Here is a 21,090-nt window from a genome sequence, read left to right on the forward strand (position 1 = left end):
TTTTCATCAATTGACTGAGAATAACGTTTAAGGGTTCTTCGCATGTTTGTTCCATTTCTTATTATGTTGCGCGAAGGGTTAGAGGCCGCGCTGATAGTCAGCCTGATTGCCAGCTACCTGAAACGGACTCAGCGTGGTCGATGGATTGGTGTGATGTGGATTGGTGTTCTGCTGGCGGCGGCGTTATGCCTGGCGTTAGGCGTTTTCATCAATGAAACCACCGGTGAATTTCCGCAAAAGGAACAGGAGCTGTTTGAAGGCATCGTGGCGGTCATTGCCGTGGTGATCCTCACCTGGATGGTGTTCTGGATGCGTAAAGTTTCGCGCAACGTCAAAGTCCAGCTTGAACAGGCTGTCGATAACGCGTTGCAACGCGGCAATCATCACGGCTGGGCGCTGGTGATGATGGTCTTTTTTGCCGTTGCCCGTGAAGGGCTGGAATCGGTGTTCTTCCTGCTGGCGGCATTCCAGCAAGATGTAGGCATTTGGCCACCGTTAGGTGCGATGCTGGGGCTGGCCACCGCGGTGGTACTGGGTTACCTGATTTACCTCGGCGGCATTCGCCTCAATCTTGGGGCATTCTTCAAATGGACCAGCCTGTTCATTTTGCTGGTGGCCGCTGGTCTTGCCGCTGGGGCCATCCGCGCGTTCCACGAAGCCGGGTTATGGAATCATTTTCAGGATGTGGCGTTTGACATGAGCAGCGTGCTTTCAACGCATTCGCTGTTTGGCACATTGATGGAAGGTATTTTCGGCTATCAGGAAGCGCCGAGCGTCAGTGAAGTCGCCATTTGGTTTATCTACCTGATTCCGGCATTGATTATGTTTGCACTGCCGCCGCGTTCAGGCACTACGGCATCGCGTACCGCACCCTGATAAAAACGCGATGCAGAACACTCCTTAGTTACAACATACTTATTTATAGGGATAGGTTATGACGTTTAATTTTCGCCGTAGTGCGCTGCAGTTGGGTATTGCCGCGCTGTTTGCCTCCGCTTTTTCTGCACAAGCCGCCGATATTCCGCAGGTGAAAGTCACGGTTAACGACAAACAGTGTGAGCCGATGACGATCACGGTTAACGCTGGGAAAACGCAGTTCATCATCCAGAACCACAGCCAGAAAGCGCTGGAGTGGGAGATCCTTAAAGGGGTTATGGTGGTTGAAGAACGTGAAAACATTGCGCCGGGCTTTAGCCAGAAAATGACAGCTAACCTGCAGCCAGGTGAATATGATATGACCTGCGGTCTGTTGACTAACCCGAAAGGCAAACTCATTGTAAAAGGTAGCGCAACGGCGGATGCCGCGCAGGGCGATGCTCTGCTGAGCCTAAGTGGCGCAATTACCGAATACAAAGCCTATGTGACAGCCGAAACTGCACAACTGGTTGCGGGCACCAAAGCATTCACCGATGCGATTAAAGCTGGCGATCTGGAAAAAGCGAAATCGCTGTATGCGCCAACCCGTCAGCATTATGAGCGTATTGAACCGATTGCTGAACTGTTCTCCGATCTCGACGGCAGCATCGATGCGCGTGAAGATGATTATGAGCAAAAAGCCGCCGATCCTAAATTCACCGGCTTCCACCGCCTGGAGAAAGCGTTGTTCGGCGACAACACCACCAAAGGCATGGACAAGTATGCCGACCAATTAAACCGCGATGTTCTTGACCTGCAAACGCGTATTAGCGAACTGGCCTTCCCACCGTCAAAAGTGGTTGGCGGGGCAGCAGGACTGATTGAAGAAGTCGCTGCCAGCAAAATCAGCGGAGAAGAGGATCGCTACAGCCATACCGATCTGTGGGATTTCCAGGCCAATATCGATGGCGCGCAGAAAATCGTCGATCTCCTGCGCCCTCAGTTACAAAAATCCAATGCTGAGCTGTTGGCGAAGGTGGATGCGAACTTCAAAAAAGTCGATACCATTCTGAGCAAGTACCGTACCAAAGACGGTTTTGAAACCTATGACAAACTGACCGACGCCGATCGCAATGCGCTGAAAGGGCCAATCACGACGCTGGCGGAAGACTTGTCGCAATTACGCGGTGTTCTGGGTCTGGATTAAGCAAAATGCAGCAAGATAATGAAAACGGCGTGAGCGAACCTTCACGCCGACGTTTACTGAAAGGGATGGGCGCCCTGGGTGGGGCGCTGGCGCTGGCGGGTGGATGTCCGGTTGCCCACGCGCAAAAACCACAAAGCGCGCCGGGAACGCTGTCCCCCGATGCGCGTAGTGAAGCGCAGCCGTTTTATGGTCAGCATCAGGCAGGGATCCTGACGCCGCAGCAGGCATCGATGATGCTGGTGGCGTTCGATGTTCTCGCCAGCGATAAGGCTGATCTGGAACGCTTGTTCCGCTTGCTGACCGCCCGATTTGCGTTTCTGACCACGGGCGGGCCGGCGCCGGATACGCCGAATCCGCGTTTGCCCCCTATGGATTCCGGTATCCTCGGCGCATACATTGCGCCAGACAACCTGACGATGACGTTGTCAGTCGGCGCCTCGCTATTTGATGAACGTTATGGCCTGAAATCGCAGATGCCGAAAAAGCTGCAAAAAATGACCCGCTTCCCGAATGATTCGCTGGATGCGGCGCTGTGCCATGGTGATTTGCTGCTGCAGATTTGTGCCAACACGCAGGACACCGTTATCCATGCGCTGCGCGATATCATTAAACATACGCCCGATCTCCTTAGCGTGCGCTGGAAACGTGAAGGGTTTATTTCCGACCATGCCGCGCGCAGCAAAGGCAAAGAGACCCCGGTCAACTTGCTTGGCTTTAAGGACGGCACTGCGAATCCGGACGCGACGGATACGAAGTTGATGCAGGATGTGGTGTGGGTTACGGACGGACAGGGCGAACCAGTCTGGGCGCAAGGTGGTAGTTATCAGGCCGTCAGGCTCATTCAGTTTCGCGTCGAGTTCTGGGATCGTACGCCGCTGAAAGAGCAGCAAACGATATTTGGTCGAGATAAACACACCGGCGCGCCGCTGGGTATGCAGCACGAGCACGATGTGCCTGACTATGTCAGCGATCCCGAGGGTGAGGTGATTGCGCTCGACAGTCATATCCGCCTGGCGAATCCGCGCACGAAAGAGACCGAGACCAGCCTGATGATGCGACGTGGCTACAGCTATTCGCTCGGTGTGACCCCATCCGGTCAACTGGATATGGGACTGTTGTTTGTCTGCTATCAACACGATCTGGAAAAAGGCTTTTTGACTGTGCAGAAACGCCTCAACGGTGAAGCGCTGGAAGAGTATGTCAAACCAATTGGTGGGGGCTACTTCTTTGCTTTGCCGGGTGTCAAAACCGCAGATCAATATCTGGGACAGTCTCTACTCGAAGCCTGATGATTACGCCCCGTTGTACAGCGGGGCTTTTCCTGACATCTGTATGAATGAACAAATTATTTTTTATGATCGGTACGAGACTGAAATAATTCTGTCATCTCTCTGCAAGAGACTGTCTTTGGTGATTAGATAGAATTTAAGTTAACGACAAGTAAAAATATTGTTGCATTAACGAAAGATTATGATGTAATTATAAGAAACAGCGGTAGTTCCCGGCGGTGATAGTCGTTCACTATGGAGATCGCGATGGAAAAGTCCTGTATTGGACACATTTTTCACAGTAGCTGCAGTACGTTACGCGGACGTTTCTCTTCCGGTAGCCACCTCGTCACCGCTAAATCTCTCTCCCTTTCACTTCTTATCTTCGTAACTGACACCTTGTACGGTGCGCGTAGCCGTGTGTGGCGTCTTATCCGAAAGCAAGCAATGGCTTACAAGGAAGCCAACCCTCAGATGTTCGTGCGCATAATCGTGCCGCCAACGGCGCGTGTGATGTATACCTACAACTCAAGGTGCTATCCATGGGAAGACAAAAAGCAGTGATCAAAGCTCGTCGTGAAGCAAAACGTGTGCTGAGGCGGGATTCGCGTAGCCATAAACAACGTGAAGATGAATCGGTCACCTCGCTTGTGCAGATGGGCGGCGTAGAAGCGATTGGTATGGCGCGTGATAGTCGCGACGCCACGCCAATCACGGCGCGGAATGAAGCTCAGGCCCAGTACCTGAATGCTATCGAGAGTAAACAGCTGATCTTCGCTACCGGTGAAGCCGGGTGTGGTAAAACCTGGATCAGCGCGGCAAAAGCAGCAGAGGCCCTGATCCACAAAGACGTGGACAGGATCATTGTAACCCGTCCAGTTCTGCAAGCTGATGAAGACCTCGGCTTCTTACCTGGAGATGTTTCCGAGAAGTTTGCGCCTTATTTTCGTCCAGTGTATGACGTGCTGGTGAAACGTCTGGGGGCCTCCTTCATGCAATATTGCCTGCGGCCTGAGATTGGTAAGGTGGAAATCGCGCCATTCGCCTATATGCGTGGACGCACATTTGAAAATGCAGTGGTCATTCTTGACGAGGCTCAGAATGTTACTGCAGCACAGATGAAGATGTTTTTGACTCGCCTCGGGGAGAATGTGACGGTGATTGTGAACGGGGATGTGACCCAGTGCGATCTACCCGCCCACGTTCGCTCAGGGCTAAGCGATGCGCTGGCCCGTTTCGAAGAAGATGATATGGTTGGGATTGTTCGTTTCAATAAAGACGATTGCGTCCGTTCGGCACTCTGTCAGCGGGCGCTCAATGCTTACAACTGATAAGTACTCCGTCTTCAAGGCCCGGGAAACCGGGCTTTGTTATTTGACGTCAGCAGATTACTTTCTTTTGCTGCTCCAGTAGTTGGCGCAGGCCTGGTCAAACAACTGATTATTTTGGTCTATTTTCTTTAGCGCTTGTGCCAGAAAGGTCAGTAGGTCATCCTTATAAATCCCACCTTCCGTAGTTTCTTTTCGTAAGATCCCATTGCTGGTGTAGGTTTTTTTAATGGTGACGTTATGCCTGACGTTGCAAATAACCGTTCGCTGATACTCTTCGTAGAATCGGCTGTCAGGATCGAAAAACGTATTTATTTCATTCGGTGTACGTTTGAGGATTTTTCGCGAGAAAACCTTCAACGGAATAAATCCTGCTTCGTCTGCCTGCGACATGATCTCATCAAGCAAAGTTCCTTCTATGTTTAACATGCCGTTATTTTCCTGATTGCTTGAGAAAGCGGTAGTTACAGCATAAGAGTGGTTTAGATAATGTGCAACGGGGCGGGGGATGATGCCTGATAGCACGTTGCTTATCAGACCTACAGGTTAACGCTATTCAGAACGGCTTACATGCGAAAAAAAAAGCCCGTACTTACGTACGAGCTCTTTCTCGAATATGGCGGTGAGGGGGGGATTCGAACCCCCGATACGTTGCCGTATACACACTTTCCAGGCGTGCTCCTTCAGCCACTCGGACACCTCACCATATTGTTGTTCCTGTGCTACCGGAACGGGCGCTAATTTAGGGAAATACCGCTCCTGCGTCAATCAACTTTTTGAAAAAAACGTGCATTTACACAAACTTCAATCAATATGCAGCTTAAATAAGCGGGAATTGTTTTTTTTGCCAGCACCCTAAAATTTGCTACTCTGATGTTCCCTCGAAAAATGATGATTATAAGTGCGAGTACGTTCCGCATAACAATGTTCAGGAGACACTATGGATATAATTTTCTATCACCCAACATTCGATACAACCTGGTGGCTTAATGCGCTGACAAAGGCCATACCTGGCGCGCGGGTCCGTGAGTGGAAGGCAGGTGATAATGCGCATGCTGACTACGCGCTGGTCTGGCATCCTCCGGTTGAAATGCTCGCCGGACGAAAATTAAAAGCCGTATTTGCGCTGGGTGCGGGCGTCGATTCTATTCTCAGTAAACTAAACGCTCATCCGGAAATGTTGGATGCGTCGATCCCGCTTTTCCGTCTGGAAGATACGGGGATGGGCCTGCAAATGCAGGAATATGCGGTTAGTCAGGTATTGCACTGGTTCCGTCGCTTTGATGACTACCAGGCATTAAAAAACCAGGCGAAATGGCAACCGTTGCCAGAATATACCCGCGATGAGTTTAGCGTCGGGATCATGGGCGCTGGTGTTTTAGGCGCAAAAGTTGCAGAAAGTCTGCAAGCATGGGGGCTCCCGCTACGCTGCTGGAGTCGTACGCGTAAATCCTGGTCTGGTGTGGAAAGCTTCGCCGGTACCGAGGAACTGGGCGCGTTTTTGAGTCAAACTCGCGTGCTGATCAACCTCCTGCCTAATACGGCAGAAACCGTAGGCATTATTAACGCTGATTTACTCAGCCAATTGCAGGATGGCGCTTACGTGCTGAACCTGGCGCGCGGCGTTCATCTCAATGAAGACGATCTTCTGGCATCGCTGGACAGCGGCAAAGTAAAAGGTGCCATGCTGGATGTCTATAGCCGTGAACCGCTGCCGGAAACCAGCTCGCTATGGAAACATCCGCGTGTGGCAATGACGCCGCATATCGCCGCGGTAACACGCCCGGCAGAGGCGGTGGACTACATCTCCCGTACGATTTTGGACCTGGAAAGTGGGAAATCCGTAACGGGTCAGGTCGATCGCGTTCGGGGATATTGATGGTAACCCGGCAAGTGCCGGGTTTGAGCTAATAAATGGCGACGATACCTGCTATCCTTGACGGAAAATGACTACAGGAGAGAGTTATGTATCCCGTTGACCTGCATATGCATACCGTCGCCAGTACCCACGCCTACAGCACCTTAAGTGATTACATCGCCGAAGCCCATCGCAAAGGCATCAAGCTGTTTGCCATAACCGATCATGGACCGGACATGGCGGATGCGCCTCATCACTGGCACTTTATTAATATGCGCATTTGGCCTCGTATCGTCGATGGCGTAGGGATCCTGCGCGGTATCGAGGCGAATATTAAGAATATTGAAGGCGAAATCGACTGTTCAGGTCCGATGTTTACTTCCCTGGATCTCATCATTGCGGGCTTCCATGAGCCGGTTTTTGCACCTCACGATAAAGACACCAATACCCAGGCAATGATAGCCACGATGGCCAGCGGTCACGTGCATATCATCAGCCATCCGGGGAATCCTAAATATCCCGTTGATATCACAGCGATTGCGCAGGCGGCGGCAAAATACCAGGTCGCGCTGGAAATCAATAACTCCTCGTTTTTGCATTCGCGTAAGGGGAGTGAGGACAATTGTCGCGCGGTCGCTGCGGCGGTGCGTGATGCCGGAGGCTGGGTGGCGTTAGGATCGGATTCACATACCGCTTTCACACTGGGTGAATTTGGTGAATGCCGTAAAATTCTGGATGATGTAAATTTCCCGGAAGACAGAATTTTAAACGTCACCCCTAAACGCCTGCTGGCGTTTCTGGAATCGCGAGGCATGGAGCCGATCGCGGAATTTGCTGAACTGTAATTGTTACTAACTGGAATATATCAATGAACGAGTTTTCTATCCTGTGTCGTGTACTGGGCTCGCTGTTTTACCGCCAACCGCAAGACCCTTTACTGGTTCCTCTGTTTACCCTGATTAGTGAAGGTAAACTGTCCGCCAATTGGCCGCTGGAACAGGACGAACTGCTCACTCGTCTGCAGAAAAGCTGCGATATGCCTCAGTTGGCTGCGGATTACAACGCGCTGTTTGTCGGCGACGAGTGTGCGGTGCCGCCTTATCGTAGCGCCTGGGTAGAAGGGGCGAAAGAATCCGATGTTCGTGCTTTTCTTTCTGCCCGCGGAATGCCGCTGGCAGATACGCCTGCAGATCATATTGGCACGCTGTTGCTGGCGGCTTCATGGCTTGAAGACCAGTCTGCGGAAGATGAAAGTGAAGCACTCGAAACCTTGTTTGTGGAATACCTGTTGCCCTGGTGCGGCACGTTCCTTGGCAAAGTTGAAGCGCATGCAAACACACAGTTCTGGCGTACCATGGCACCGTTAACGCGTGATGCCATTGGCGCGATGTGGGACGAATTGCAGGAAGATACTGAAGAGTAAATGTGATTTAGATCACTTTAAACTGCAACTCAAATTACATCATTGCATGAATTGTGTGCACGATCTCATTCCCATGCCGTTTTTCTGCTAAGATACGCGGCATGAACATACTTCTCTCAATTGCAATCACAACGGGCATTCTCTCTGGGATTTGGGGATGGGTGGCCGTATCTCTTGGTTTACTCAGTTGGGCTGGCTTTCTGGGCTGCACGGCCTATTTTGCCTGTCCGCAGGGTGGGCTGAAAGGGCTGTGGATCTCGGCGTGTACGCTGCTAAGCGGTGTGGTGTGGGCGTTGGTGATTATTAACGGTAGCGCGCTTGCCCCGCATATGGACATTATTGGTTATGTCATGACGGGAATTGTCGCGTTTCTAATGTGTATTCAGGCAAAGCAATGGTTGCTTTCATTTGTGCCGGGTACCTTTATTGGCGCATGCGCAACGTTTGCAGGGCAGGGTGACTGGCAGTTGGTCGTGCCTTCTCTGGCGCTGGGGCTGGTATTCGGCTATGCGATGAAAAACAGCGGATTGTGGCTGGCATCTCGTCGTGAGAATCGGCTATCGTCGACGCTGACCAGTAAATAAAAAAAGCGTGAGGGTTTTCCTCACGCTTTTTATGCTGTATCAGACCACTCAGGATTCCGGAGGTACCGACAAATGGCGGTATTTAACCAGGATGTCATTATCAACTTGTTTCTTATCCTGCAAATCCCACAATCCGCGATCAATCCCGTCATTAATCAGGAAGATAACACCGGTTTCAATTGCTGACATCAGACAAAGCATAACCGGTTCGTTAGAGGTGTAGCCAATTTCACCTTCCAACAGTCGCTGGTAGTCAATGAAGCGGAATACCCCAGCCTGCACTTCATAAGACAAAATAGTTTTGCTGGTATTCACCGATGAGAGGATTTCACCGGTACTAACGTTAACCACACGCAGGTTGACCGCTATCTGGTCGAGCTGGTACTGCGTATCGGCGCCAATACCGAAATAGCGCGCACCAACGCCACCCGATTTAACGTTGCTTTCATAACCAATAATTGACCCTTCTACCATGATGTTTGCCGCGGTCAGAGACTGCAGAGGGATCCGGTTATTAATGGCAACTGTGCCGTTTTCCTGAGCCGCACGAATGATTTTTCGTTCGTTAAGCAAGTTCTGCAATCCCTGACGTTCCAGCGGGACGAACCAACGAGAATCCTTCAATGCGGTGACAAGCATCGCCGTGGCGCTTTGCGGGACGGCGGTTGAGAAGTTACTTGCCGGATAAGGTTTAAACTGGCCAGTCTCATCCTGAATATTGTATACCGAGACAAATATCTTACCTGTAGGCATGGGCAGGTGCGTCAAGTCTTTATAGCTTTGGGCTCGGGGCATTAATGTCGGCTTAGCGGCTTCTTGCGGCGGGGCTGTTAAACATCCGCTGAGTAAAATTACTGCCACCATGATAAGTAAGCGCTGCATGATTTTTTCCTTTCGTGGCTATAATTTAGAAATCGGTCGACTGATTTTGTAAACCCGACACTTCAATAGTCGACGTTCTCCCCGTTTTCCTGTCCGTGACATTCAGTTGCAGTTGTCCATCCCGGTTGGCGATATCAACGATAAAATCGCTGGTTACCATCCTTCCCGGCTTACCGGTATTGATATTGGTAAGTAAGCCACCGAGTATTTGTGACTGTATCGCCTGGGTAAAGTTATCCAGCGCTGTTGGGGTTTCAATCCCGTAGTCGCCGGCACTCGGATCTTTATACGAGTTTTGCGCCTGGGCGCTGTTCAGTAAAAAAGAGCCGTTATTTGGGTTACCACCAAAGTTAGGATTTCGGAACTGGAACGTCATATTTCCGGCCCAACTTAATGGTGAAATCAGCATGAGCAAAACCACTGCATGTTTGACACGCATGAAAGCCTCCGGACAAAATCATGTTTTAGAATTCATCGCGCGCTAAATCGCTCGTGCTTAATAGTGTTTGATCTATTTGCCGACGATTTAATGCTTCCTCTGTTTCTGCCAATGCAAAGACCACAATTTTGTCGAAGTCTCTTTTCGTCGGGAATAAAAAAGTCTGGAAGATAACGTCCTGATTGACCGTTATGGTGATCCAACTTCCCCAACGTGCACTGGGTCTTTCATTAATGGTTAAGTTTCCTGTGTACTTACTTTCCCACTTGTCACTAAAGGCCCGGTAAAAATCATGGCCAATGGAAGAGACAGTGTGATCGGTTAACAGTCCGGGAACCTCCACCTCTACAGCCGCGTGTAGATTCCCGGCAGCAAGGAACAAATTTGCTGCCACAATCCAGGTCAAATAGCGTTTCATGGCTTTATCGCCTGAGGTTATCATTGGCCCACGAGACCGCCTGCGTACGATTTTTGACAGCTATCTTTTTGAAAAGATTATAAAGATGTGTTTTCACCGTATTTTCACTAATAAATAGTGAACGCGCGATTTCAATATTTGAGGCGCCGATACGCAGTTTATTAAGGATCTCTTTTTCACGGTGCGTAAGTAATGCCGACTCCGTGCTGTTATAGCGGTAGTTCCCGGAATGCGTGATCAGGTAGCTGGCGAGCTTTTGCGAAAAGTAACATTCGCCCCGCAACACACCCTGCAAACCGCTGACTACACGCTGCTCATCTTCAGTTGCGTAAAATACGCCATTGATATGCGGCCAGTTTTCAATATCCCGGTAAGGATAATCCTCTGGGGTATTCAACAATAAAGTTTTTATATTGTTGTTTTTTCTGCTCAAATTATCTTGCCAGTAATGGATCAGTTTTTTATCTGCCTCCATCATATCCAGTAAAACAATGCAGCTGGAGGATATATCATCCAGAGAACGTTGAATATTATGTAGTTTTCCGGTTAACGCCAGCGATTGCTTTAAATGCTGTAATAACGCAGTTGCCTGCAGGGATGGTTTAGTGATCAACAATAATGTATGACCATGAATACTATGGACTTCATTAAACATGATGAAACTCCACTTTTTTAGTCGCACACCTGACAGTTGCCTCTACTAAAATAGAGGCACCAGAAGTACTGACAGATGTTGCACTGCTGTGTAGAAATAAAACTTCAACCCAACGGGGTGAAAATATTAAAATAAATGGACTTCAACTGATTTCAATCTAGCTATTACAAATCTTAAAGCAAGTGTTAAACATGTTACATAATGTAAATTTATATATTAAAATGTGATTTTTGCGTTTTTGTGGAGTTTAGATTTGATAGTAAAGTTGTACATTTTAGCGTTATTGCATAGATTTAAAAAATCATACAAATTATAATATCTTATTGAATTTTAAGGGATAAAATTATAATTAGATGGTTTTAGATTTCTAATGAATTTTGATTTTATGGTCTCACTTTAAGTTGAACAATTTTAGATAGAAAAAAATGACACTTGTCACGACTTGTACCGAGGACAATCCCACTACCGTCTGCAAGGCCCAGAAAACGCGGGAAACGCGTTTTTTTGTTACTGCATAGAAATTCAGTCATTGGGTTACAAAAGAAATAAAATCCAGAGCTATAACGGTGTTAATTGCGGTTAATTAGTACTTTGGGGTGAATCTGGATATAAAAATACAACTGGTGGGTGAGTTATTTAAAATGTTTCAACGGACATACTCTTCATCGTAACGTGGCGTTAACAAATGTAAGTCACGTTAACAATAATTTGAGTGGTAAATAATTTAACCTTATGTACGACCAGGTCCAGGGTGACAACATGAAAAACAAGTTGTTATTTATGATGTTTACAATGCTGGGTGTGCCTGGGATTGCATCCGCTACAAGTTATGATTTAGCTAACTCAGAATATAACTTTGCGGTAAATGAATTAAGTAAGTCTTCATTTAATCAGGCAGCCATTATTGGTCAGGTTGGCACTGCGAACAGTGCAAATACTCGGCAGGGGGGCTCGAAGTTATTGTCGGTTATTTCGCAAGAAGGTTCTGGTAACCGAGCGAAAACAGACCAGACGGGATCATATAACTTTGCATATATTGATCAAACGGGTAGTTCCAATGACGCGAGTATTAAACAAGGTTCATACGGTAATACGGCGGTAATTATCCAGAAAGGCTCTGGTAATAAAGCCAATATTACTCAGTACGGTACACAAAAAACAGCAGTTGTGGTGCAGAGACAGTCGCAAATGGCAATTCGCGTTACTCAACGCTAATCCATTAACGACGATTAAATCAATCCGATGGGGGTTTACCATGAAACTTTTAAAAGTGGCAGCATTCGCAGCAATCGTAGTTTCTGGCAGTGCTCTGGCTGGTGTTGTTCCGCAATGGGGCGGCAATCATCATGGTGGCGGTAGTAACTATGGCCCGGACTCTTCACTGAGTATCTACCAATATGGGTCAAACAACGCTGCGAATGCTCTGCAAAGTGATGCGCGTAAATCAGATGTCACCATCACACAACAGGGGCGCGGTAACGGGGCTGTAGTTGGTCAGGGCGCTGATGACAGTACCATTAGCCTGAAACAGACTGGCTTCCAGAACAATGCCACTATCGATCAGTGGAATGCTAAAAATGCTGATATTAGTGTAACCCAGTTCGGTGGCCGTAACGGTGCGTTGGTTAATCAGACCGCTTCTGACTCCAATGTGCTGATTCAGCAAGTTGGCTTTGGCAACAACGCTACAGCTAACCAACACTAATTCAGTTTTCTGACTGATAATAAACAGGGCGTGAGCCCTGTTTTTTTTTCGGGAGAATATGATGCATACGCTATTACTCATTGCCGCGCTGGCAAATCAAATAACATTCAATACAACTCAGCAAGGTGATATGTACACCATTATTCCTCAGGTGACGTTAACCCAACCGTGCGTATGTGAGGTACAAGTCCTTGCCATACGTAAAGGGCAGGGGGGACAAAGCCAGTCGCAGCAGAAAATAAGCCTTTCGGTCCCTGCTAATCGACCGATTGAATTAACCAAACTGAGCTTTAATATTTCATCTGAGGACTCGGTCAAAATTATCGTTACCGTTTCAGATGGGCAGTCTCTGCATCTGTCGCAACAATGGCCTGACTCAAACAGTCACCCATAATTTTTTGCTGTATTTGCATTAAGGGTGTGGCTGGGAATGCGCTGCTGTTCTATGAATATAGAAGCGTGTGAGCGTTTGTATTTGATCGTTAATCGTAGCGGTGAAGGATCATTTCGATCCCTCAAAGATGGCTAATCATTGAGGAACCCTTATGTGTACATTATTAAAGCGTATTTTAAGTACCAGTTTATGTTCTTTTTCTCTTTTAACCCTCCCTGCAATTGCGCAGCAAATCACAACCGGCGGGGTTATTCATTTTCGCGGAGCGATAGTTGAATCACCTTGCGACGTTAACAGACAGCAGCAGCAAATTGAATTGTCATGTATCCGCAACGGCACCAACCAGAATAGTCTTTACAACCCGCAACAGCTCGCGACAGCCCCTCAGAATGTGCAGGAAATTGCCACAGTCAAAATGCACTACCTCAATGAACAGAAAAACATGGCGATTCTTAATATTGAATATAAATGACTCGCTGTGGCGTAGATATGCACACTTACGGTTAAAAAGAGAGATTTAAGGGAAAACCCTGCTGTACACTTAACGAATGGTGTTTTGTCAGGGGGAACTTATGCAATCACGTGTTCATGTGTTACATGGCGATATTACGACTGTCGCTGTTGATGTGATTGTCAATGCGGCGAATTCATCGCTGCTGGGGGGAGGTGGCGTCGATGGCGCAATCCATCGCGCTGCCGGACCAGCATTGCTGGAGGCCTGCAAACAGGTTATCCAGCAACAAGGAGAATGCCCGACAGGGCATGCGGTGATCACTCTGGCGGGGGCGCTTGCGGCAAAAGCGGTCATTCATACCGTAGGACCCGTCTGGCAAGGGGGAGGTCATCATGAGGCCGAACGCCTCGAAGAAGCTTACTTAAACACCCTGCAACTGGCCCTGGCCAATGGTTATCACTCCATTGCTTTTCCGGCGATTAGCACTGGGGCTTATGGCTATCCACGCGCCGCAGCGGCAGAAATAGCGGTGAAAACGGTGCTGAAATTTATTACCCGCCGCGCACTTCCTGATCAGATATACTTCGTGTGCTTTGATGACGAAAACGCTCAACTTTATAAGAGATTGCTAACACAACAAGGTGATGATCACTCGGACTGATATGACGCGACTTGAGCGTGCCATCACGCCCCTTTGCGAAGACCACCCGGGAGAATGCGGCATTCTTGCGTTGGATGACAGCCTGGATGCGTTTGCTGCTCGCTATCGGTTAACGGAAATGGCGGAACGTACCCTGGATGTGCAGTATTACATCTGGGAAAACGACATGTCCGGGTTATTGCTATTTTCCGTACTGCTGGCCGCAGCGAAGCGAGGCGTACGGGTGCGTTTGCTGCTGGATGATAACAACACGCCGGGTCTGGACGACACGCTGCGTCTGCTGGATAAGCACCCCAATATAGAAGTTCGCCTCTTCAATCCGTTTTCCTTTCGCATCCTGCGCGCGCTGGGCTATTTAACCGATTTTGCCCGGCTTAATCGGCGCATGCACAATAAAAGTTATACCGCTGACGGCGTGGTGACTCTCGTTGGTGGGCGTAATATTGGCGATGCCTATTTTGGCGCGGGTGAGCAACCGCTATTTTCCGACCTGGACGTCATGGCTATCGGGCCGGTTGTCAAAGATGTGGCGGATGATTTTGAGCGTTACTGGCACTGCCGCTCGGTTTCAACGTTACAAAATGTGCTTGAGATGTCCGAGCCAGATTCTGTGCAGCGTATTGAGCTACCCGAATCCTGGTATAACGATGATATTACCCGCCGCTATCTGCATAAGCTGGAAACCAGCCAGTTTATGTCCAGTCTCGATCAAAGATCGCTGCCGCTGATTTGGGCCAAAACGCGTTTGCTGAGCGATGATCCTGCAAAAGGAGAAGGGAAAGCGCCGCGCCACTCGCTATTACCGCAGCGTTTGTTTGATGTAATGGGCTCGCCGACCGAACGTATTGATATTATTTCTGCCTACTTTGTGCCGACGCGTGCCGGTGTGGCGCAGCTCCTGAGACTGGTAAGAAAAGGCGTCAAGATTGCCATTTTAACCAATTCACTGGCGGCGAATGATGTGGCGATCGTCCATGCGGGCTATGCGCGCTGGCGAAAAAAACTACTGCGCTACGGTGTAGAATTATACGAACTTAAACCGACCCGCGATCGCGTCTCGGTCGTTCACGATCGTGGATTAACCGGGAATTCAGGGTCCAGCCTGCATGCGAAAACGTTCAGTATTGATGATCGCAAAGTGTTTATCGGCTCGCTTAATTTTGATCCTCGTTCGACGCTGCTCAATACAGAAATGGGATTTGTGATTGAGAGTGAAGTGCTGGCCGAATTGATTCATAAACGGTTTATGCAAAGCCAGCGTGATATGGCCTGGCAGCTACGCCTTGACCGTTGGGGGAGAATTAATTGGGTCGACCGACTTTCTGGCAGTGAACAGGTCCTGAAAAAAGAACCCGCCACAGGATTCTGGAAGCGGATTCTGGTAAAGCTGGCGTCCGTGTTACCCATTGAATGGCTGCTTTGAACCACACAATGATTGAGGGAAAAACTAGCCGGCTACGGCCTTGTTTTTATCCTGCTTAACGGGCGGTTTACCCGAAAAGAGAAACTTCAGCACCGGTATGCGTAAATGGATTTCGTACAGTATTACCGCAATCCCAACCACAAACAGTAGACCGCAGAGAAAACCCAGCAGATTCGACGTGATATGCGGTGTGATGTAAGCGCCAAAAAACAGCGTTAACGGGTGGTGCACCAGATAGATAAACAGCGACGCGTTGACAAAATAGGTCACGCGGGCAGACTGGAAATTAAGCAAACGGTGACCCAACGAAAAGACGACGTTCACCATCCACAGTCCCATGACCATGGTAATGACATATTCGGTTTCATACATCCAGGCATCGCCGTTGCCATAACGCTGATTGAGCAGGTATGCCACAAATGCGAATGCAGCACCGAGCGTGCAACCGCGTGACGGTGTGGTAAACAGCGCTTTCAGATTCGGGTTGATAAACGCCAGTGCGCCGAGGATAAAGAACGGCGCATAGAACAGCGTTTGCATAACGATAAAATTGAACATGCCATCGCTGAGAATCGAAGGGTAGAGGATGAAAATTGTCCTTCTGACGGCAGCGTAACCGACACCTAACAAGATGAAGATCAGCGATAATTTAGTCATCGACACCGCCGGGGCGCTGGCGGCGTCACTACGCGTCAGTCTGTTTTTCATCTGGGTGAACACCCACATGCTCACGGTCGTTAATACGACCAGAACCAGTAAAAACCACAGATGGGAAATCAGCTCCCAGGCCAGCGCATTGTATTTATCGTAGCCGCTGAGAGTATGCCAACTGTCTGCTTTTCCCTTTACGTATTGCAGCATGATAAATTGCGGCAGCGTAAGTAATGGAATCGCGGTCAGCATCGGGATCCCCACGCGTTCTACACGCACCTTCCACCAGCGCTTTAGTGGATAGCGCAAAAATAGCATGTAGGAAAAATAACCCGAAATGACAAAGAAGACTTGCATGCGAAAAGCATGGATAAAGTCGTTAAACAGGGTCAACCACCACGACGGTTCCGCGCTGTTCACGTGCCAGGTGTGGGTCGAGTAAATCAATGAAATATGGAATGGGATCCCTAACAACATTAGCCAGGCACGGATGGAGTCAAGAAAATATTCGCGTGGTGGTGATACAGAGCTCATAGACAGTTATGTATTCTCAGACTTTTCGTCTTATCCCTAAGACGAATAATGGTTACATTCGAGGGCAACCCTACACGAAGTCCAACAACCTGTCTCCAGGATAAGCACGCAAAGTGAAAACAGGTAGTTGAACCTGATTAAACCATGAGCCAGCGCGCGAACAATACAGGGATTCAGTTGTCGGAATACCCGATTATCCATTAAAATGGATCGGATCAATATAAGCACACAAAGGGGGAAGTGCTTACTAATTATGAAACATAAACTACAAATGATGAAAATGCGTTGGTTGGGTGCAGCAGTTATGTTAACGCTGTACACATCATCGAGCTGGGCGTTCAGCATCGATGATGTTGCAAAACAAGCTCAATCCTTAGCCGGTAAAGGCTATGAGGCGCCAAAAAGTAACTTGCCCTCCGTTTTCCGCGACATGAAATATGCGGATTATCAGCAGATCCAGTTTAACCGCGATAAAGCCTACTGGAGCAATCTCAAGACCCCATTTAAGCTCGAGTTCTACCACCAGGGTATGTACTTCGACACGCCGGTCAAAATCAACGAAGTTACCGCTACAGCGGTGAAAAGAATCAAATACAGCCCGGATTATTTTAATTTTGGCGATGTTCAGCATGATAAAGACACGGTAAAAGATCTCGGTTTCGCCGGGTTCAAAGTGCTGTATCCGATCAACAGCAAAGATAAAAACGACGAAATCGTCAGCATGCTCGGTGCCAGCTATTTCCGTGTTCTGGGGGCAGGGCAGGTCTACGGTCTGTCTGCGCGCGGTCTCGCGATTGATACCGCTCTGCCTTCTGGCGAAGAATTTCCCCGCTTCCGTGAGTTTTGGATCGAGCGTCCGAAACCGACTGACAAACGTTTGACCATTTATGCCTTGCTGGATTCTCCGCGCGCAACCGGAGCGTATCGCTTTGTCATCATTCCGGGTCGTGACACGGTAGTCGATGTTCAGTCCAAAGTTTATCTGCGCGACAAAGTGGGCAAGCTGGGTGTGGCACCGTTAACCAGTATGTTCCTGTACGGACCAAACCAGCCTTCTCCGGCGACCAACTATCGTCCGGAACTGCATGACTCTAACGGTTTGTCGATCCACGCTGGCAACGGCGAGTGGATTTGGCGTCCGCTGAATAACCCGAAACATCTGGCGGTGAGCAGCTTTGCGATGGAAAACCCGCAAGGTTTCGGCCTGCTGCAGCGTGGCCGTCAGTTCTCGCGTTTTGAAGATATCGACGATCGTTACGATCTGCGCCCAAGCGCCTGGATCACGCCAAAAGGTGATTGGGGTAAAGGTAAGATTGAGTTAGTTGAAATCCCAACTAACGATGAAACGAACGATAACATCGTTGCGTACTGGACGCCGGATCAACTGCCTGAAGCCGGCAAAGAGATGAACTTCAAGTACACCCTGACGTTCACGCGTGACGAAGACAAGCTTCATGCCCCTGATAGCGCCTGGGTCCAGCAGACTCGTCGTTCTACCGGTGATGTAAAACAGTCTAACCTCATTCGTCAGCCTGATGGCACCATCGCGTTTGTGGTGGACTTTACCGGCACGGATATGAAAAAGCTGCCGCAGGATACCCCGGTTACCGCACAAACCAGTATTGGCGACAACGGCGAGATCGTTGAAAGTACTGTGCGCTACAACCCGGTAACTAAAGGTTGGCGTTTGGTATTGCGCGTGAAAGTGAAAGACGTGAAGAAAACCACTGAAATGCGTGCTGCCTTGGTCAATGCCGATCAGACGCTGAGTGAAACCTGGAGCTACCAGTTACCTGCCAATGAATAAGACAACTGAGTATATTGACGCAATGCCGCTTTCGGATATCGAAAAAGCGGCACTGCCGAAAACTGACATCCGCGCCGTTCATCAGGCGCTGGATGCCGAGCATCGTACGTACTCGCGCGAAGATGATTCACCGCAGGGTTCGGTGAAAGCTCGCCTGGAGCAGGCGTGGCCGGATTCTCTGGCCAAAGAGCAGTTGGTTAAGGACGATGAGGGGCGCGATCAGCTGCAGGCGATGCCAAAAGCAACGCGTACCTCTATGTTCCCCGATCCCTGGCGTACCAACCCGGTTGGCCGCTTTTGGGATCGCCTGCGCGGGCGCGATGTGACTCCGCGTTATCTTTCGCGTTTGACGAAAGAAGAACAGGAGAGCGAGCAAAAATGGCGTACGGTTGGCACCATCCGCCGCTATACGTTGTTAATCTTAACGCTGGCGCAAACGGTCGTCGCAACCTGGTATATGAAGACGATCCTTCCTTATCAGGGTTGGGCATTCATTAATCCTGTTGACATGATGGGGCAGGATTTATGGGTCTCCTTTATGCAACTGCTGCCCTACATGCTCCAGACCGGCATTCTCATTTTGTTTGCCGTGCTTTTCTGTTGGGTTTCAGCAGGATTCTGGACCGCGCTGATGGGCTTCCTGCAACTGTTGATTGGGCGAGATAAGTACAGTATCTCCGCCTCAACGGTTGGGGACGAACCGTTAAATCCCGAACACCGGACCGCGTTGATTATGCCGATCTGTAACGAGGACGTTGACCGCGTATTCGCGGGACTTCGCGCCACGTGGGAGTCGGTCAAAGCGACGGGCAACGCCGAGCATTTTGATGTTTACATCCTGAGCGACAGCTACAACCCCGATATCTGCGTAGCAGAACAAAAAGCGTGGATGGAGCTGATTGCCGAAGTGCAAGGCGAAGGGCAGATTTTCTACCGTCGTCGTCGTCGTCGCGTGAAGCGTAAAAGCGGTAACATTGATGACTTCTGCCGTCGCTGGGGAAATCAGTACAGCTACATGGTGGTGCTGGACGCTGACTCCGTGATGAGCGGTGACTGTCTGAGCGGTCTGGTGCGCCTGATGGAAGCGAATCCAAATGCCGGGATTATCCAGTCTTCACCGAAGGCTTCCGGTATGGATACGCTGTATGCACGCTGTCAGCAGTTTGCGACCCGTGTTTATGGTCCGTTGTTTACCGCTGGACTTCACTTCTGGCAATTGGGGGAATCGCACTACTGGGGCCATAACGCGATTATTCGCGTGAAGCCGTTTATCGAACACTGTGCGCTTGCGCCGTTACCGGGCGAAGGCTCGTTTGCGGGTTCGATCCTCTCCCATGACTTCGTCGAAGCGGCGTTGATGCGTCGTGCCGGCTGGGGCGTGTGGATTGCTTACGATCTGCCGGGCTCTTATGAAGAGCTACCGCCGAACCTGCTGGATGAACTCAAGCGTGACCGTCGCTGGTGTCATGGCAACCTGATGAACTTCCGTCTGTTCCTGGTGAAGGGGATGCACCCGGTTCACCGTGCAGTGTTCCTGACCGGCGTTATGTCCTATCTGTCCGCGCCGCTGTGGTTTATGTTCCTCGCGTTATCGACCGCATTGCAGGTGGTGCATGCGTTGACGGAACCACAGTACTTCCTGCAACCGCGCCAGCTGTTCCCGGTATGGCCGCAGTGGCGTCCTGAACTGGCGATCGCGCTGTTTGCTTCTACGATGGTGCTGCTGTTCCTGCCGAAGCTGCTGAGTATTTTGCTCATCTGGTGTAAAGGGACGAAAGAGTACGGCGGGTTTATCCGCGTCACGCTGTCGCTGCTGCTGGAGGTTCTGTTCTCCGTGCTGCTGGCGCCGGTACGTATGCTGTTCCATACCGTCTTTGTCGTGAGCGCCTTCCTCGGTTGGGAAGTGGTGTGGAATTCGCCACAGCGTGATGACGATTCCACCCCGTGGGGTGAAGCATTTATGCGTCACGGTTCTCAGTTACTGCTGGGGCTGGTGTGGGCGGTAGGTATGGCCTGGCTGGATCTGCGTTTCCTGTTCTGGCTGGCGCCGATTGTCTTCTCGCTGATCCTGTCGCCGTTTGTTTCCGTGATTTCCAGCCGTTCCACGGTTGGGTTACGTACCAAGCGCTGGAAGCTGTTCCTGATCCCGGAAGAGTATTCTCCGCCGCAGGTGCTGGTGGATACGGATACCTATCTGGTGATGAACCGCAATCGTACACTGGACGACGGCTTTATGCATGCGGTGTTTAACCCGTCATTTAACGCACTGGCAACGGCAATGGCGACTGCACGTCACCGCGCGAGTAACGTGCTTGAGATTGCCCGTGACCGCCATGTGGAGCAGGCGCTGAACGAAACGCCGGAGAAACTAAACCGTGACCGCCGTCTGGTGCTGTTGAGCGATCCGGTGACGATGGCGCGTTTGCACTATCGCGTCTGGAATTCACCTGATAAGTATTCTTCGTGGGTGAATTACTACCAGGGACTGACCCTGAATCCGCTGGCGCTCAGGAAAAAGTAAGCGTTATGTAACGTGAAAATACC

Annotated in this window: 23 protein-coding genes and 1 tRNA gene; 17 read left to right on the forward strand and 7 right to left on the reverse strand. The window is 49.8% G+C overall.

Annotation, left to right across the window (positions count from 1 at the left end):
• Nucleotides 1–42: 42 nt before the first annotated feature.
• From efeU to phoH, 5 genes are all read left to right on the forward strand, one after another.
• Nucleotides 43–876 carry an iron uptake transporter permease EfeU gene (gene efeU, locus N0B36_RS04075; RefSeq protein WP_019076441.1) on the forward strand — a complete coding sequence of 278 codons (834 nt, stop codon included), beginning with the start codon at nucleotides 43–45 and terminating at the stop codon, nucleotides 874–876.
• Between the two features lie 58 nt (nucleotides 877–934).
• The gene (gene efeO, locus N0B36_RS04080; RefSeq protein ID WP_016156169.1) at nucleotides 935–2,062 is read left to right on the forward strand and encodes an iron uptake system protein EfeO; all 1,128 of its coding nucleotides are present in this window, start codon (nucleotides 935–937) and stop codon (nucleotides 2,060–2,062) included.
• Nucleotides 2,063–2,067: 5 nt separating this feature from the next.
• Complete coding sequence (efeB, locus tag N0B36_RS04085; protein WP_259686103.1) at nucleotides 2,068–3,351, forward strand: iron uptake transporter deferrochelatase/peroxidase subunit; 1,284 nt, start codon at nucleotides 2,068–2,070, stop codon at nucleotides 3,349–3,351.
• 246 nt (nucleotides 3,352–3,597) lie between these two features.
• Entirely contained in the window at nucleotides 3,598–3,894 is a 297-nt protein-coding gene (locus N0B36_RS04090; protein ID WP_016152591.1) for a hypothetical protein, read from the forward strand.
• Nucleotides 3,873–4,661 carry a phosphate starvation-inducible protein PhoH gene (gene phoH / locus N0B36_RS04095; RefSeq protein ID WP_259686105.1) on the forward strand — a complete coding sequence of 263 codons (789 nt, stop codon included), beginning with the start codon at nucleotides 3,873–3,875 and terminating at the stop codon, nucleotides 4,659–4,661. Before N0B36_RS04090 ends, phoH begins: the two co-directional genes overlap by 22 nt.
• A 57-nt stretch (nucleotides 4,662–4,718) precedes the next feature.
• Here phoH and N0B36_RS04100 read toward each other — a convergent pair whose 3' ends face one another.
• A complete protein-coding gene (locus tag N0B36_RS04100; protein ID WP_049283245.1) occupies nucleotides 4,719–5,087 on the reverse strand; it encodes a hypothetical protein in 369 nt (122 codons plus the stop codon).
• 188 nt (nucleotides 5,088–5,275) lie between these two features.
• Nucleotides 5,276–5,363: transfer RNA gene (locus N0B36_RS04105), tRNA-Ser, on the reverse strand.
• 235 nt (nucleotides 5,364–5,598) lie between these two features.
• Here N0B36_RS04105 and ghrA point away from each other — a divergent pair.
• From ghrA to N0B36_RS04125, 4 genes are all read left to right on the forward strand, one after another.
• Complete coding sequence (ghrA, locus tag N0B36_RS04110; RefSeq protein WP_259686107.1) at nucleotides 5,599–6,537, forward strand: glyoxylate/hydroxypyruvate reductase GhrA; 939 nt, start codon at nucleotides 5,599–5,601, stop codon at nucleotides 6,535–6,537.
• Between the two features lie 86 nt (nucleotides 6,538–6,623).
• Nucleotides 6,624–7,361 (forward strand): phosphatase, encoded by a 738-nt coding sequence (locus tag N0B36_RS04115; RefSeq protein WP_016156173.1) that lies wholly within the window; start codon nucleotides 6,624–6,626, stop codon nucleotides 7,359–7,361.
• 23 nt (nucleotides 7,362–7,384) lie between these two features.
• A complete protein-coding gene (locus N0B36_RS04120) occupies nucleotides 7,385–7,939 on the forward strand; it encodes a molecular chaperone (protein ID WP_016152596.1) in 555 nt (184 codons plus the stop codon).
• Between the two features lie 101 nt (nucleotides 7,940–8,040).
• Nucleotides 8,041–8,523 carry a DUF1097 domain-containing protein gene (locus N0B36_RS04125; protein WP_016156175.1) on the forward strand — a complete coding sequence of 161 codons (483 nt, stop codon included), beginning with the start codon at nucleotides 8,041–8,043 and terminating at the stop codon, nucleotides 8,521–8,523.
• A 48-nt stretch (nucleotides 8,524–8,571) separates the two neighbouring features.
• Here the strand turns inward: N0B36_RS04125 and csgG are convergent, their stop codons facing one another.
• From csgG to csgD, 4 genes are read right to left on the reverse strand one after another with little or no spacing between them, the layout of a single operon-like run.
• Nucleotides 8,572–9,405: a curli production assembly/transport protein CsgG gene (gene csgG / locus N0B36_RS04130; protein ID WP_016152598.1), complete on the reverse strand. Its 834-nt coding sequence runs from the start codon at nucleotides 9,403–9,405 to the stop codon at nucleotides 8,572–8,574.
• A 25-nt stretch (nucleotides 9,406–9,430) separates the two neighbouring features.
• Entirely contained in the window at nucleotides 9,431–9,844 is a 414-nt protein-coding gene (csgF, locus tag N0B36_RS04135; RefSeq protein ID WP_016152599.1) for a curli production assembly/transport protein CsgF, read from the reverse strand.
• 25 nt (nucleotides 9,845–9,869) lie between these two features.
• Nucleotides 9,870–10,262 carry a curli production assembly/transport protein CsgE gene (gene csgE, locus N0B36_RS04140; protein ID WP_016152600.1) on the reverse strand — a complete coding sequence of 131 codons (393 nt, stop codon included), beginning with the start codon at nucleotides 10,260–10,262 and terminating at the stop codon, nucleotides 9,870–9,872.
• 4 nt (nucleotides 10,263–10,266) lie between these two features.
• Entirely contained in the window at nucleotides 10,267–10,917 is a 651-nt protein-coding gene (csgD, locus tag N0B36_RS04145; RefSeq protein ID WP_181220568.1) for a biofilm master transcriptional regulator CsgD, read from the reverse strand.
• 759 nt (nucleotides 10,918–11,676) lie between these two features.
• On the opposite strand from csgD, the gene csgB reads away from it, so the two are divergent.
• The 6 genes from csgB to N0B36_RS04175 all read left to right on the forward strand — a co-directional run bounded on the left by csgB (nucleotide 11,677) and on the right by N0B36_RS04175 (nucleotide 15,554).
• Nucleotides 11,677–12,132, forward strand: coding sequence for a curli minor subunit CsgB (csgB, locus tag N0B36_RS04150; protein WP_019076446.1), 456 nt, complete (start codon nucleotides 11,677–11,679; stop codon nucleotides 12,130–12,132).
• Nucleotides 12,133–12,172: 40 nt separating this feature from the next.
• Nucleotides 12,173–12,622 carry a curli major subunit CsgA gene (csgA, locus tag N0B36_RS04155; RefSeq protein ID WP_016156176.1) on the forward strand — a complete coding sequence of 150 codons (450 nt, stop codon included), beginning with the start codon at nucleotides 12,173–12,175 and terminating at the stop codon, nucleotides 12,620–12,622.
• 61 nt (nucleotides 12,623–12,683) lie between these two features.
• A complete protein-coding gene (gene csgC / locus N0B36_RS04160; protein WP_016152602.1) occupies nucleotides 12,684–13,016 on the forward strand; it encodes a curli assembly chaperone CsgC in 333 nt (110 codons plus the stop codon).
• Between the two features lie 151 nt (nucleotides 13,017–13,167).
• A complete protein-coding gene (locus N0B36_RS04165) occupies nucleotides 13,168–13,488 on the forward strand; it encodes a type 1 fimbrial protein (RefSeq protein ID WP_049282346.1) in 321 nt (106 codons plus the stop codon).
• A 100-nt stretch (nucleotides 13,489–13,588) separates the two neighbouring features.
• Nucleotides 13,589–14,131 (forward strand): O-acetyl-ADP-ribose deacetylase, encoded by a 543-nt coding sequence (gene ymdB / locus N0B36_RS04170; RefSeq protein ID WP_049282345.1) that lies wholly within the window; start codon nucleotides 13,589–13,591, stop codon nucleotides 14,129–14,131.
• Complete coding sequence (locus N0B36_RS04175) at nucleotides 14,115–15,554, forward strand: phospholipase D family protein (RefSeq protein WP_087121833.1); 1,440 nt, start codon at nucleotides 14,115–14,117, stop codon at nucleotides 15,552–15,554. Before ymdB ends, N0B36_RS04175 begins: the two co-directional genes overlap by 17 nt.
• 24 nt (nucleotides 15,555–15,578) lie before the next feature.
• Here the strand turns inward: N0B36_RS04175 and mdoC are convergent, their stop codons facing one another.
• Nucleotides 15,579–16,739 (reverse strand): glucans biosynthesis protein MdoC, encoded by a 1,161-nt coding sequence (mdoC, locus tag N0B36_RS04180; RefSeq protein ID WP_016152606.1) that lies wholly within the window; start codon nucleotides 16,737–16,739, stop codon nucleotides 15,579–15,581.
• Between the two features lie 271 nt (nucleotides 16,740–17,010).
• Here mdoC and mdoG point away from each other — a divergent pair, with 271 nt between their 5' ends.
• Entirely contained in the window at nucleotides 17,011–18,546 is a 1,536-nt protein-coding gene (mdoG, locus tag N0B36_RS04185; RefSeq protein WP_085951042.1) for a glucans biosynthesis protein MdoG, read from the forward strand.
• Nucleotides 18,539–21,067: a glucans biosynthesis glucosyltransferase MdoH gene (gene mdoH / locus N0B36_RS04190; protein ID WP_019076449.1), complete on the forward strand. Its 2,529-nt coding sequence runs from the start codon at nucleotides 18,539–18,541 to the stop codon at nucleotides 21,065–21,067. The genes mdoG and mdoH overlap by 8 nt, the downstream gene beginning before the upstream one ends.
• Nucleotides 21,068–21,090: the final 23 nt, after the last annotated feature.

The sequence above is a fragment of the Citrobacter sp. XY323 genome, assembly GCF_025106035.1.
In the GTDB taxonomy this organism is placed as follows: domain Bacteria; phylum Pseudomonadota; class Gammaproteobacteria; order Enterobacterales; family Enterobacteriaceae; genus Citrobacter; species Citrobacter braakii.